The sequence below is a fragment of the Pseudomonas sp. LBUM1648 genome, assembly GCF_059716145.1.
In genome coordinates, this window is record NZ_CP166808.1 from 5412762 (window position 1) to 5426959 (window position 14198).

Sequence of the window (14198 nt, forward strand, 5' to 3'; positions counted from 1 at the left end):
AGGGATATGACCTTCAGAGACTATGCCTCCCCTCCGATACAGGACACTGGACACATCCGACAAAAAATAAGACGATCCAGCCGTCTGGTGACCACTTTCCCTTATAAAAACAAAACAAAAGTTGAATTATGTCTAAGCAAGTCTCCACGCCCTTGCGGCGCGTCAGCATCCTGGCGATCGACCGGGTTTTCGCATCCACTCTCATGCAGGCCAAGGATTTTTTCCATCTGGCCAGCCTGCGTTACGGTAAACAACTGGGCCACGGCCTGACTCCGGCGTTCGAAACACGCCTGGTTAGCCCCGACGGCAAACCGGTGAACAGTTTCAGCGACGTGGTCATGCCGGTCGACGGCGGCCTGGAAAATGCCGACGTCATTATCCTTCCGGCGTTCTGGGACGATTTCGATACGCTTTGCAGCCGTTATCCACAGGTCCTGCCGTGGCTGCGCGAGCAACATGCTCGCGGCGCGGTACTGTGCGGCGAAGCCACCGGAGTGTTCTGGCTGGCCGAGGCCGGCCTGCTCAACGGCAAGGAAGCGACCACCTACTGGCGCTTCTTCAATGCGTTTGCCGAGCGTTTCCCACGAGTATTCCTCAATCAGGACAAACACCTGACCGACGCCGACAACCTCTACTGCGCCGGCGGCACCACATCGGCCTGCGACCTCTACATCTACTTGATAGAGCGCTTCTGCGGGGCCAACGTCGCACAGGCCGTGGCCCGCGACATCCTCTACGAAGTGCAGCGCAGTTATTCGCCGGGGCGCATCGGTTTTGGCGGACAGAAGCTGCATCAGGACGTGATCATCCTGCAGATCCAGCACTGGCTCGAAGAGCATTTTGCCGACAAGTTCCGTTTCGAAGACGTCGCCCGCGAACACGGCATGAGCATTCGCAATTTCATGCGCCGCTTCCAGACCGCCACGGGCGACAAACCGCTGCATTACCTGCAACGGCTGCGCATCGAGACGGCCAAGGGCTTGCTGTCGGGCAGTCGCAAGAGCATCAAGACCATCAGCTATGAAGTCGGATACGACGATGCGAGTTTCTTTGCGCGACTGTTCCGCCAGCACACCGAATTGTCACCGAACCAGTATCGGCAGCAGTTTCAGCAGGCGGCGTAAAGGCCTGCGATCTTTTGATCTTCAGCGCACAAAAAAGGGCCTGCAATTGCAGGCCCTTTTTTTTGGCGAATCCGTTTAAGGCTTGTGCGCCCGGGACAGGAATTCGTGCGATTGCATCTCCAGCAAACGGCTCAGCGTACGCTGGAACTCGAAGTTCAGACGTCCGCCGGTGTACAGATCCTTCAACTCGACTTCCGCAGAAATGATCAGCTTCACGTTGCGGTCGTAGAACTCGTCGACCATGTTGATGAAGCGACGAGCGATGTCGTCGGTGGTGACGCTCATCTGCTCAACACCGCTGAGCAGCACGGCGTGGAAGATCTTGCCCAGTTCGATGTAGTCGTTCTGGCTACGCGGGCCGTCGCACAGTTCGCGGAAGTCGAACCAGGCCACGTCGTCACAGGTACGCAGCGCGCGAATTTCACGGTTCTCGATGATCAACACATCGTTTTCCACCGCCGCCGTGCATTCCGGTGTCAGTGCCTTGAAGCTCTTGCGCAGGCTTTCGTGAGCGGCTTCGTCGAGCGGATAGTGGAACAGCTCCGCCTGTTCGAGGTGACGCAGACGGTAGTCGACGCCGCTGTCGACGTTGACGATCTCGGTGTTCTGCTTGATCAGCGCGATGGCTGGCAGGAAGCGCGCACGTTGCAGGCCGTCCTTGTACAGGCCGTCCGGAACGATGTTCGACGTTGCGACCAGGGTTACGCCGTTCTTGAACAGCTCTTCCATCAGCGTGCCGAGAATCATGGCGTCGGTGATGTCGGAAACGAAGAACTCATCGAAGCAGATAACCCGCGATTCCGCCGCAAAACGCTTGGCGATGAGGGTCAGCGGGTTTTTCTCGCCGCCGAGGGTTTTCATCTCTTCGTGCACACGCTTCATGAAGCGGTGGAAGTGCGTGCGGGTCTTTTCCTTGAACGGCAGCGCTTCGAAGAAGGTGTCGACCAGGTAAGTCTTGCCGCGACCCACGCCGCCCCAGAAATACAGACCCTTGACCGGCGTCTGATCCTTTTTGCCAAACAGTTTGCTCAACAGGCCGGGCTTGTTCTGATCGGCGGCGATCAGATCCTCGTACAGGCGCTGCAAATGACGCACAGCAGTTTCCTGCGCGGCGTCATGGAAGAAGTCCGGGCGTTTCAGATCAGCTTGGTATCGTTCTAGGGGCGTCATAATTCGTTAGCAAGGCAACAAAAACGGGCCGTCACTGTAGCGACGGCCCGTGGGAATGGCAATCAGCCCTTGGTCGGGCCGAGCCGCTGATTATTCCTGAACCGGTGTCAGTGCGATGCGCAGGGCCTCGATGGCCGCGTCCCGTGCTGCACTGTCGGCGAACGCCGGGCTGTCGCCGACACACTGGCCTTCCAGCCACACGCTGAAGCTCAGGTCTTCGCTGCGCACGTCCAGTGCTTGACCGGATTGCAATTGCTTGGTCACCTGCCCTGCCGCTTTGCCATCAGCGAAGTTGCGCGACAGCAGCAGTTGCTCGCCATCAGCCGCCAGCAGACGGAAGCGGAAACTGCCGTCGTCTTCACGGAAACTGACGAAACGCGCGGCTTTCACGGCTTTCTTCTTGGTGGTCGCAGCCACTTGAACTTGGTTGACGAACGAACGCAGACCAACCGCTTCACGCAACTCGTTGAGGAACGGCGTCGCCACGGCACGGGCCTTTTTCGCGCCGACCTGCAGGATGTCTTCCAGATCCGCCGGACGCTCGATCAATTGGTGATAACGCTCGCGAGACTCGCCGAGTTCGTTGTCGAGCAACTGGAACAGGCGATTCTTCGCCTCGCCCCAACCCAGACCGCCCAGCAGTTCGCTGCGGAATTCGTCCGACTGCGCCGGCGTCGAGAACGCCTGGAACAGGGTGAACAGGTGCGAGTTGTCCGGATCCTTGGCTTCGCCCGGCGCTTTCGAGTCAGTGACGATCCGTGAGATCGCGTCTTTCATCTCTTTGGCGCTGGAGAACAACGGGATGGTGTTGTCGTAGCTCTTCGACATCTTGCGACCGTCCAGGCCCGGCAACGTCGCCACGCTTTCTTCGATCAGCGCTTCGGGCATGGTGAAGAACTCTTTGCCCTGGCCGAACAGGTGGTTGAAGCGCTGGCCGATATCACGGGCCATTTCCACGTGCTGGATCTGATCGCGACCGACCGGCACCTTGTGCGCGTTGAACATCAGGATGTCCGCCGCCATCAGCACCGGGTAGCTATAGAGGCCCATGGTGATGCCGGCATCCGGGTCTTCGCCGGTCTCGACGTTTTTATCCACCGAAGCCTTGTAGGCGTGAGCGCGGTTGAGCAGGCCCTTGGCGGCGACGCAGGTCAGCAGCCAGGTCAGCTCGGGGATTTCCGGAATATCGGACTGGCGGTAGAAGGTCACGCGGTCGACATCCAGACCACCGGCCAGCCAGGTCGCGGCGATTTCCAGACGCGAGCGCTGAATGCGCAGCGGGTCATCGCATTTGATCAGGGCGTGGTAGTCGGCCAGGAAGTAGAACGAATCGGCATTGCTGTCGCGGCTGGCGAGGATCGCCGGGCGGATGGCGCCGGCGTAGTTGCCCAGGTGCGGCGTGCCGGTGGTGGTGATGCCGGTGAGGATGCGGGTACGGTTCGTCATGGGTAATCGCTTGTCAGACTGCAATCAATTCGAGAGACGCGGCAGGATCAGATCCTTGAGATCGGTCAACTTGCCATGAAAAAAGTGTCCGCATTCTGCCACTTTCAGCAGCTCATGGGGGCGCTGGAGTTTTTCAGACCATTGGTAAACCAGTTGCGGATCGATGACTTCATCGGTTTCCGGCTGGATCAGAGTCAACTCGCCGAGTTGCGGCAGTTGATCCTGTTCGCCCAGACGCATCACCGCCGGCGCGACCATGAACAGGTGCTTGAGCTGCACACCCTGGGCTTCAAGACGGCCGCCGAGACTTGCTGCAACAAATCCGCCGAAGGAGAAACCGAACAGGGTCAGCGGCAGATCCGGGTGTTTTTCCCGAAGCCAGTCAGCAACGGCTTGAGCGTCATCGACTTCGCCGGTGCCCATGTCGTGTGCCCCTTCGCTGGCGCCGACGCCACGATAGTTAAAACGCAAGGTGATCAGGCCCGCGTCGCGCGCGGTGCGCTGCAGGGTCGAGACGACCTTGTTGAGCATGGTGCCGCCCTGCACCGGGTTCGGATGGCAGATCAGCGCGATGCCGCGCGGCTGCTCGTTGTCCAGGTACAGAGACTCAAGTTGACCCACCGGGCCGTCAATCACTACAGGGGTTTCACGCATCAGCAAGGAAGGAACTCCGTGACCTCGAATCGGGTCGACTCGTCTAGCAAATTGTCTGTGCCAATCTATTGCGAGTGAATCGCGGTATACAGCGCAGGTTCGAGCCGTTAACGTAAAGCAAAGCCGTTTATAGAGGAAGGACTCGTGGAACACTCGCTCTTAGTTTGGTTGTTACCGACTCTTGCCCTGGTTGTGGGTGTCGCCATTGGATTCCTGATCGCGCGCGTTGCGCCGAACGCCGCGCCGAGCCGTACGCAGCGTCAACTGGATGATATCCAGGAGCGTTTCGACAGTTATCAAAACGAGGTGGTCACCCACTTCAACAGCACCGCAATGCTGGTCAAGAAGCTGACCCAGAGCTATCAGGAAGTGCAGGATCATCTCGCCGAGGGCGCCAATCGTCTGGCCCTGGACGAGCAGACCCGCCAGCGCCTGATCGCCGCCCTGCACGCCGACGCGGCGGTGGCACCACGCGAACGCCTGACGCCCCCGCGCGATCAAGAGCCACCGCGCGACTACGCTCCGAAGACGCCGAACTCGCCGGGCATGCTTGATGAGCAATATGGTTTGAAGAAGTAATCAGTCTTCGCTGAAAACAAAAAGCCCCCGGACAATTCGGTTGTCCGGGGGCTTTTTTGTGCCTGCTCATTCGCGGACAACCTGACCTCCTGTAGGAGCTGTCGAGTGAAACGAGGCTGCGATCTTTTGATCCTGTTTTTAAAGATCAAGATCAAAAGATCGCAGCGTCCCGCAACTCCTACAGGGAGACCGCGTACAAAACACAAAAAAATGCCCGATCACCAGGATCGGGCATTTCTTCATTCAGACATTCATTTACGGATACTGCTGAACCGTACCCGGCTGCTGCTGACCACCATACTGCTGACCCGGAATCGCCTTCAGGTTGACCTCGACGCGTCGGTTCTGCGCCCGGCCATTGACGTCACCGTTGCTGGCAATCGGATTATCCGGGCCGGCACCACGGGCCGACAGGTTGGCGCCACTGACACCTTGCGAGGTCAGGTAAGTCGCCACGCTCTGCGCACGGCGCTGGGACAGGTCCATGTTGTGCTGGCGGCTGCCGGTGCTGTCGGTGTAGCCGACGATTTCGATCTGGTTCTGGCTGAATTCTTTCAACGAGCCGGCCAGGTTGTTCAGCGGCTGGTAGAAGCTCGACGCGATGTTCGCCGAATCGGTAGCGAAAGTGATATTGCCCGGCATGATCAGCTTGATCTGATCGCCCTGACGCTGCACTTCAACCCCGGTGTTGGCCATGCTGGCTCGCAGCTTTTTCTCTTGCTGGTCGGCGTAGTAACCGTAACCGGCCGCCGAAGCACCCACCACGGCCGCACCGATCAAGGCACCCTTGCCACGGTTATCGTGACCGATAGCAGCGCCGGCCAGTGCACCGGCCAGAGCGCCGAGGCCACCGTATTTGGCAGTTTTGCTCATGCCTTGGGAGCCACCGTCGGCCTGACCCTGATTGTCATATGGGTTCGGCGAGGCGCAGCCAGACAGCACAGCTACGGCAGTAGCGACAATAATCAAACGACGCTTGGTGAACATGAAGAGCTCCTACGTTTCTGCATTCTGTGGTGCAGCGGCCGTTTGGCAATAAACCTCTGCGGGCGTTTGATCGTGACTATGCGCAAAAATTCCACCGGGCACTCGTGACAAAATATTTAGGCCCGTACAAACGGGTTCTCGCGCATTTCATCGCCCAGACGCGTGTCCGGACCATGCCCGGCAATTACCGTCGCGTCTTCATCCAGCGTATATAGCCGCTGCTTGATCGATCGCACGATGGTCGCCTGATCGCCGCCCCACAAATCCGTGCGCCCTACCCCGCGACGAAACAGCGTGTCGCCGGCAATCAACAGCTTAGCCTCGGAAAACCAAAAGCTCATGGAACCTGGCGTATGACCTGGCGTGTGCAGTGCCACGCCGCAGCCGCAAGCGAGTTCTTCATCATCGCTCAACCAGCGATCGGGCGATGGCACCGGCACGTAAGGCACGCCGAACATCTGGCATTGCATCTCGAGGTTGTCCCAGAGGAACTGATCTTCTTTGTGCAGATGCAGCGTTGCGCCGGTTTTTTCTTTCATCTGGCCGGACGCGAGGAAATGATCGAGATGGGCGTGGGTGTGGATGATGCTGACGACCTTGAGGCCCAGCGCGTCGAGGCGCGCCATGATCAGATCGGGGTTGCCGCCCGGGTCGACGACGATGGCCTTTTTTGTGATCGGGTCGCCGATGATGGTGCAGTTGCACTGGAGCGGGCCGACGGGGAAGGTTTCGCGGATGAGCGCAGGGATTGAGGCAGACATGGAAGGATCCTGGACAGACGGCATTGGCATTCGCTTCAGGATTCTACTGCACATGCAGATACAGAACGCCAGGTCAGTTATTTGACGCCACCAATCAGAAAATAGTGGCTCAATGATGTCAAATGTACAAATTCTGGTGCAAAATCACCAACTCTGTAGCGGCCACATTTCAGGAAGGGCCGCAGCCCATTCAGGAATTGAGCAATGCCACGCCCGACCGAATACACCGAAAGCCAGCTTGTTTCACTGACCGGTATCAAGTACCTCGACAGCCTTATATCCGGGACCAAATGGGCGGATGACGGGATGGGCGTCAGCCTGACGTACAGCTTCATCAGATCGAGCGGGTCCTATTTCGCCACCAATTACAGCCCAGCCAATGAATATAACGCGGCGTACACATTAACCTCTGCGCAGCAGACGGCTGCCATCAGTGCCTTGAACGCCTGGAGCGCGGTGGCCGACATCACCTTCCGCCAGTCCAATGACAACATAGTCAATGTCGGCGACATCCGATTTGGTGGCTACTTGCTGCTGGACGCTGATGCCGCAGCCTGGGCCTATACCCCGGCCGACACGCCGAATGCCGGCGACATCTGGATCGGGCCTAACACCAGTGATCCATCGCCGGTCAAAGGCACTTACGATTACATGACGTTTGTCCATGAAATCGGCCATTCGCTGGGGCTGAAACACCCGTTCTCGCCGACCGCCCGGAATGCGACCACGATCGATCCAGTAATGGATGACATCACGCAGACGGTCATGAGTTACAACAACTCATACTCTTATCACCCGACTACACCGATGCTCCTCGATATTCTGGCAATCCAGAATCTCTACGGTGCCAACACCCATTGGATGACGGGTAACAACACCTACTCCTGGTCGGCGGATCAATCGGTGTTTGAAACCATCTGGGATGCCGGCGGTGTCGACTCGATCGACGCCAGCAACCAAGCCACAGCGGTGCGCATCAATCTCAACGAAGGCGCCTACAGCAAGATCGGCAAAGTCTTCACCGACCCCGATGGCGCAGACTTCAACGAAGGGCTAGCGATTGCTTTTGGCGCAAAGATCGAAAACGCAATCGGTTCAAGTTTCGATGACACGCTGATCGGCAACGCACTGGATAACCTGCTCAATGGTATGGCCGGGGCTGACACCATGACCGGCGGCGCCGGCAACGACACCTACATCGTCGACGACGTCGGTGACGTGGTGGTTGAAACCGGTACTTCGCTCTCGGAAGTCGACAGCGTTTTCTCCTACATCAATTACACGCTGGGCGATAACGTCGAGAACCTGACCCTGGCGGGCGTCGCCAACCTGACCGCAACCGGCAACGCGCTGAACAACGTACTCACCGGCAATACCGGCGATAACGTTCTGGACGGTGGCTTGGGCGCCGACACCATGATCGGCGGTGCCGGCAACGATACCTACATAGTCGACAACGTCGGCGACGTTGTCATTGAAACCCGAGCCCTGTACACCGAGATCGACACTGTTCGCGCCTCAATCAGCTACACCCTTGGCGCCAATGTGGAAGACCTCATTCTCACCGGCAACGCCGACATCAGTGCTATAGGCAACTCGCTGAACAATATTCTGATCGGCAACGACGGCAACAACCAACTCAATGGCGGTGCCGGCGTTGACATGATGATCGGCGGCAAGGGCAACGATGCCTATGCACTGGACCAGGGAGCCGAACTTGGCCTGATCCAGGAAAACGCCAACGAGGGTAATGACACGCTGATTACACTCTTCAACGCCAGCGCGCAATACAACACCATCGACCTTAATCTGAGCAACCTGCAAAATACTGAAAACGTCACTGTGATTGGCGCCGGCGCATTCACTGTGGCGGGCAACAGTCTGAACAACGTCCTGATCGGCAACGCCGATGCCAACTTTATCAACGGTGGCCTGGGCGCCGACATCATGAACGGCGGTGGCGGTAACGACACCTACATCGTCGACAATATCGGCGACGTGATTATCGAGACCGGCACCTCGCTGTCGGAAATCGACACCGTTTATTCCTACCTAGACTACACGCTGGGTGCCAACCTCGAGAACTTGAACCTGGCCGGTGCAGCGAATCTGAACGCCACCGGTAACGCGTTGAACAACGCGATCTATGGCAACGCCGGCAACAACCTGATCGACGGCGGTCTGGGTGCCGACTACATGGCAGGTGGCTTCGGGGCCGATACCTATATCGTCGACAACGTCGGTGACGTGATCTTCGAAGACTGGGATCTGGTCGGCGTGGTCGACACCGTTCTTGCTTCGGTCAGCTATACCCTGAGCGCCAACCTGGAGAACATCGTTCTCACGGGTACCGGCAACATCAATGCGATCGGCAACGCACAACGCAACGTACTGACCGGCAACGATGGCGATAACCAGCTCAATGGCGGTGCCGGCATCGATACCATGATTGGCGGCAAGGGCAACGATGGTTATGCCCTGGACGAGTTCGGCGAGTTGGCGTTGATTCAGGAAAATGCCAACGAAGGCAACGACACGCTGATCACGCTGTTCAATGCCACAGACCTGAACAACAGCATCGACTTGAACAGGAACAATCTGCTGAACGTCGAAAACCTGACCGTGGTTGGCGCAGGTGCGTTTACGCTGGCGGGCAACGATCTGAACAACGTTCTGATCGGCAATGCCGACGCCAACTTCATCAACGGCGGTAAAGGCGCAGATCTGATGCAGGGCGGTGGCGGTAATGACACATACATCGTCGACAACGCCTTCGACGTGATCGTTGAAACCGATGCATCGCCATCGCAGATCGACTCGGTCTACTCGTACGTCAGTTACACGCTGAGCGCCAACGTCGAGAACCTCACGCTGGTCGGGACGCAAGACCTGAACGGTATTGGCAACGATTCGAACAACGTCATCTATGGTAACGACGGCAACAACCAGATCAACGGTGGTGGCGGCGTCGACACCATGATCGGCGGCAAAGGCAACGATGGTTACGCCCTCGACCAGTTTGCCGAACTGGCCCTTATCCAGGAAAACGCCAATGAAGGCAACGACACACTCATCACCCTCTTCAACGCCACAGCCGTCAACAGCACCATCGACCTGAACCTGAGTAATCTGCAGAACGTCGAGAACGTCACAGTGATTGGCGCCGGTGCATTCACCCTGGCCGGCAACAGCCTGAACAACATTCTGACCGGCAACGCCGACGCCAACTTCATCAATGGTGGTCTGGGTGCCGACACCATGACCGGCGGCGCTGGCAACGACACTTACATCGTCGACAACGTTGGTGACGTGGTGATCGAGACCGGTACCTCGCTCTCGGAAATCGACACGGTCTACTCCTACATCAGTTACACACTCGGCAACAATGTCGAGAACCTGACCCTGGCGGGCGGCGCCAACCTGAACGCCAACGGTAATGCGCTGAACAACGTGATCTACGGCAATACCGGCGACAACCTAATTGATGGGGGCCTGGGTGCCGACTTCATGGCCGGTGGCACGGGCAACGATACCTACATCGTCGACAACGCCGGCGACGTGATCAGTGAAACCAGCACGCTGGCCAGCGAAATCGACACCGTCCGAGCGTCGGTCAGCTACAGCCTGAGCGCCAACCTGGAAAATCTCGTCCTCACCGGTACCGCTGACATCTATGCCATCGGTAACGATCAGAACAACGTCCTGACCGGTAACGATGGCAACAACCAGCTCAATGGCGGCGCCGGCATCGACACTATGATCGGCGGCAAGGGGGATGATGGCTACGCCCTTGATCAGTTCGCCGAACTGGGACTGATCCAGGAAAACGCCAACGAAGGTAACGACACGCTGATCACGCTCTTCAATGCTACGACACTGAACAACACCATTGACCTCAATCTGAGCAACCTGCAGAACTTCGAAAACGTAACGGTTATGGGTGCAGGTGCGTTCACCCTGGCCGGCAACAGCCTGGACAACGTCCTGACCGGCAACGCCGATGCCAACTTCATCAACGGTGGCAAGGGCGCCGACACCCTGATCGGTGGTGGCGGCAACGACACCTACATCGTCGACAACGTCGGTGACAAAGTGATCGAGACCGGCACCTCGCTGTCGGAAATCGACACGGTCTACTCCTATGTCGACTACACCCTGGGCGCCAACGTTGAAATCCTCAACCTTGTCGGATCAGCGATCAAGGGCACCGGCAACGCTCTGAACAATGCCATCTACGGTAACGCCGGCGACAACATTCTGGATGGTGGCGCGGGTGCGGACACACTGACCGGCGGCGCAGGGGCCGATACCTTCGTCTTCAGTTCGCGCAGTGATATGGGGCTGGGTGCCAACCGTGATGTCATCACTGACTTCAACAGCCTGCAAGGCGACAAGATCGATCTGACGAAATTCGATGCGAACCTGCTGCAAGGCGGCATGGATGGTTTCACTTTCATCGGCGCCAATGACTTCACCGGTGCCGGTCAATTGCGTTTCGTCGATCACGTGCTGTCGGGCAACGTCACTGGCAATGCCGGCGCGGACTTTGAAATCCAACTGGTCGGTGTGAACAGCTTCAGCACCAACGATCTGGTGGCCTGACGCTCAACGCACACGCATGACCCGGTCTGCAGGATGGACCGGGAACCACAAAACAAGCGCCCCGACTGGTTCGGGGCGTTTGTTTTTCGGGCGTGCTGCGGGTTCGTTCAACTCAGTACGCCGAGCTCCTTGGCGCGCGCCACGGCCTGCGTACGCCGCTCAACTCCCAGTTTGCTGTTGATATGGCTGGCGTGGGTTTTCACCGTGTGCAGCGAAATAAACAGTTGCTCGCTGATTTCCTGATTCGAACACCCCTGAGCAATCAACCGCAGGACTGCGAGCTCTCGACTGCTCAACTGCTCTGTTGCTGAACACTCAACGGTGGGGCGTACCTCGGTCACAGGAAAATGCTCCAGCAATTGTTGTCCGACCGGATGTTGCGAGATCAGCATCAGTTGTCCGCGCAACCAGTGAGGATGTTGCTTGAACAAGCCATCAAAAGGTTGCAGCACGCCGCCATGGGCAGCCTCCAGTGCCTGAACCAGCACCTTGCGGGATTCCGGCTCACGCCCACCCACCAGCAGCAACGCCACCTTCTGCGTCAACGCCATCACACTGAGCAACTGCCGCCCCGTTCGCTGACCGTTTTCATGCAACACATTCAACCGCCCTTCGGCAATCATCGGTTGCCCTTGAGTCATGTCGAGCAGCGCCTGTTGCAGCTCAACATGTAACGGCAACTGAGGATGAAATTCCGGTGGCGCCGCTGCACGTTCGCCCGTGTAGGTCTGGCCAAGCCGCGCCAGCCAAGCCTCGGCCAGATCGGTACGACCCTGCGCCAGCCAAAGTTCGCATTTGACCAGAGTGATCATCGCCAGATAGTAAATCGGCGGCACGTCCCAGATGTGCATCAGGCGTTCGGCTTCGGCGAGTTCGGCGAAGGCCTTGGCAAACTCGCCGCTAGCACCGTCCAGGCGGGCGATCACGCAATGACCGATCAATACGCTGATATCGCGACAGGCTCGCGCTTCGCCAATCCCCGCCAGCAAGCGCACACGTGCGGCCTGCGGCTGCAAGCGCATCGCCAGTAGAAAACCTTCGTACAGCGTCAGCCGCGCGCGCACCGCATACAACCGTTGCGGCGACAGGCCGCGCAAGCGCTCAAGGCCCTGATGCACTTCATCCAGTGAGCGCAGGATTTCGCCGCGCGCCTGCAAGACGCGGGCACGGTCGTAGTGCGCCAATGCTTCGAACAAGGGATTGCCGACGCGTTGCGCCAGCTCAAGGGATTCGCGGTTCAGCCCGCGAGCGCGCCACAGATCACCGTCGGCAATCGCCAGGTTGGACAAGGTCGACAAACACATCAATCGCTGGCCATAACGCTTGGCCGGCAGACTCTCAAGAGCTTCTGAGCAATACCTGAGGGTCAGTTCCCGATGGCCGCGGCCACGGGCAATGATTCCGCTCAGCGCCAGCCATTGAGCCAGCATCGACCTTTGCGCCGTGGCGGACGGCGCCGGCAGGAAACGGCTCAAGTGACTGGACAACTCTTCAGCTGCGTCGAGCTGGCAGGCCAGCCCCAGCGCCCAGCTGTACAAGACAATCAGTCGCGGCGTGCTGATCAGCAGGCTGTCAGGCAAGTCCATTTTCCAGCGCAGCAGCATGCCGACGTTTTGCTCGGCCAGCAGCTGTTCTTCGGAGAGGTTCTGTACCAGATTCGCCGCTACATCAAGGTGACCCGCGCGCAGGGCTTGCTCCACTGCTTCGTCGAGCAAGCCCTGGGCATTGAACCAGCGACAGGCGCGCAAATGCAGGGTGGCGGTCGGCACCATCGCCTGGGCAATCGGCCGGCTGCGCAACAAATCAGAAAACAGATGGTGATAACGATACCAGTGCCCGTGTTCGTCCAGCGGCACCAGAAACACCTGATGCGCCAAAAGGAAACGCAAAATTTCGGCACTGTCGTGAGCTTCGCGCACGGCGTCGCACAATTCGCTGCAAAAGCGTTCTTGCGGTGCAGTGTCGTAGAGAAACGCCTGCACTTCGGTGGGCAGGCAATCGATGACTTCTTCAAGCAGGTAGTCGCGGATCAGCCCTTCCCCGCCGTTCAGCGCTTGCGGTAATGCCGCGTCGCTGCCGGCCTCGGACACAGCCAGCAGCCAGAAGCGCAGCCCGGCGACCCAGCCTTCGCTGCGCTGAATGAGGTTTTCCAGGGCCTCGCCGCGCAAAGACGTGCTGTGGCGATCGAGTAGCGTCAGGGCTTCATCGTGGGTCAGGCGCAGATCCTGCTCATGCAATTCGAGCAATTGCCGCGAAAGACGTAAACGCGCTAGATGCCAGTCCGGGCGCTGCCGACTGGTGACCATCACCAGCAAGCCATCGGGCAAATGATTGAGGAAAAATTGCAGGCACCGGTCGAGCACCGGCCCTTGGGCGAGATGGTAATCGTCGAGCACCAGCAGCAACGGGGTTGCCGTATCGAGGTGCAGCGTCAGCTCATCGAGCAGACCGTCGAGCCATTCTTCGAAAGCAAAGGGTTGATGGCGTTGACGCATCTTCAGCAGGCCGAGTGCGCGACTGCCCAATTGCGGAAAGTAGTCCTGCAGACCTTCAAGCAAGCGCTCGAGAAAGCGTCCGGGGTCGCTGTCGCGCGGGCTCAAACCCAGCCAGAGACTTTGCCAGTGTGCCGGCAGACTCTGGCAGAACTCCACCGCCAGCGAACTCTTGCCGAACCCGGCCGGGGCGCTGACCAGCAACAGTCGTCCACCGAGCCCGGCTTGCAGGCGCTCGCAAAGGCGGGGTCGCAGCACGTATCCGTCGGGTAATGGCGGGCGAAAAAAACGCCCGTCCAGTGCCGCGACGGCAAAGCTTGCGGGACCCGGAAGTGGGGACAGATCAGTCATGGCCGGCTCTTGTTCGAATTGCTGTTGGCGGC

At 58.6% G+C, this 14198-nt stretch carries 9 protein-coding genes; 3 read left to right on the forward strand and 6 right to left on the reverse strand.

Features of this window, described 5'->3' with window-relative positions:
* Nucleotides 1-227: 227 nt before the first annotated feature.
* Nucleotides 228-1124, forward strand: a complete 897-nt coding sequence (locus ACA043_RS24475; RefSeq protein ID WP_401271744.1) for a GlxA family transcriptional regulator — start codon at nt 228-230, stop codon at nt 1122-1124.
* Between the two features lie 75 nt (nt 1125-1199).
* Here the strand turns inward: ACA043_RS24475 and zapE are convergent, their stop codons facing one another.
* The 3 genes from zapE to ACA043_RS24490 all read right to left on the reverse strand — a co-directional run bounded on the left by zapE (nt 1200) and on the right by ACA043_RS24490 (nt 4394).
* Nucleotides 1200-2294: a cell division protein ZapE gene (gene zapE, locus ACA043_RS24480; RefSeq protein ID WP_187678013.1), complete on the reverse strand. Its 1095-nt coding sequence runs from the start codon at nt 2292-2294 to the stop codon at nt 1200-1202.
* 90 nt (nt 2295-2384) lie between these two features.
* On the reverse strand, nt 2385-3740 hold the full coding sequence (locus ACA043_RS24485; protein ID WP_497658078.1) for a tryptophan--tRNA ligase: 1356 nt from the start codon (nt 3738-3740) through the stop codon (nt 2385-2387).
* Nucleotides 3741-3764: 24 nt separating this feature from the next.
* Nucleotides 3765-4394 (reverse strand): alpha/beta hydrolase, encoded by a 630-nt coding sequence (locus ACA043_RS24490; protein ID WP_497615334.1) that lies wholly within the window; start codon nt 4392-4394, stop codon nt 3765-3767.
* Nucleotides 4395-4538: 144 nt separating this feature from the next.
* Here ACA043_RS24490 and ACA043_RS24495 point away from each other — a divergent pair, with 144 nt between their 5' ends.
* Entirely contained in the window at nt 4539-4973 is a 435-nt protein-coding gene (locus tag ACA043_RS24495; RefSeq protein ID WP_187678015.1) for a Z-ring associated ZapG family protein, read from the forward strand.
* Nucleotides 4974-5228: 255 nt separating this feature from the next.
* Here the strand turns inward: ACA043_RS24495 and ACA043_RS24500 are convergent, their stop codons facing one another.
* Together ACA043_RS24500 and ACA043_RS24505 are read right to left on the reverse strand one after the other, a co-directional pair.
* The gene (locus ACA043_RS24500) at nt 5229-5960 is read right to left on the reverse strand and encodes a YiaD family glycine zipper/OmpA-like lipoprotein (protein ID WP_497658079.1); all 732 of its coding nucleotides are present in this window, start codon (nt 5958-5960) and stop codon (nt 5229-5231) included.
* 116 nt (nt 5961-6076) lie between these two features.
* Complete coding sequence (locus ACA043_RS24505) at nt 6077-6721, reverse strand: MBL fold metallo-hydrolase (RefSeq protein ID WP_497658080.1); 645 nt, start codon at nt 6719-6721, stop codon at nt 6077-6079.
* Nucleotides 6722-6925: 204 nt separating this feature from the next.
* Here ACA043_RS24505 and ACA043_RS24510 point away from each other — a divergent pair, with 204 nt between their 5' ends.
* The gene (locus ACA043_RS24510; RefSeq protein WP_497658081.1) at nt 6926-11323 is read left to right on the forward strand and encodes a calcium-binding protein; all 4398 of its coding nucleotides are present in this window, start codon (nt 6926-6928) and stop codon (nt 11321-11323) included.
* A 107-nt stretch (nt 11324-11430) separates the two neighbouring features.
* Here the strand turns inward: ACA043_RS24510 and ACA043_RS24515 are convergent, their stop codons facing one another.
* Nucleotides 11431-14166: a winged helix-turn-helix domain-containing protein gene (locus tag ACA043_RS24515; RefSeq protein ID WP_497658082.1), complete on the reverse strand. Its 2736-nt coding sequence runs from the start codon at nt 14164-14166 to the stop codon at nt 11431-11433.
* Between the last annotated feature and the right edge of the window lie 32 nt (nt 14167-14198).

Bases quoted from the DNA above. Each gene is read 5' to 3' on its own strand.
- ACA043_RS24515 (WP_497658082.1), bottom strand. From the start codon at position 14,166: ATGACTGATCTGTCCCCACTTCCGGGTCCCGCAAGCTTTGCCGTCGCG.
- ACA043_RS24510 (WP_497658081.1), top strand. From the start codon at position 6,926: ATGCCACGCCCGACCGAATACACCGAAAGCCAGCTTGTTTCACTGACC.
- zapE (WP_187678013.1), bottom strand. From the start codon at position 2,294: ATGACGCCCCTAGAACGATACCAAGCTGATCTGAAACGCCCGGACTTC.
- ACA043_RS24500 (WP_497658079.1), bottom strand. From the start codon at position 5,960: ATGTTCACCAAGCGTCGTTTGATTATTGTCGCTACTGCCGTAGCTGTG.
- ACA043_RS24505 (WP_497658080.1), bottom strand. From the start codon at position 6,721: ATGTCTGCCTCAATCCCTGCGCTCATCCGCGAAACCTTCCCCGTCGGC.
- ACA043_RS24485 (WP_497658078.1), bottom strand. From the start codon at position 3,740: ATGACGAACCGTACCCGCATCCTCACCGGCATCACCACCACCGGCACG.
- ACA043_RS24490 (WP_497615334.1), bottom strand. From the start codon at position 4,394: ATGCGTGAAACCCCTGTAGTGATTGACGGCCCGGTGGGTCAACTTGAG.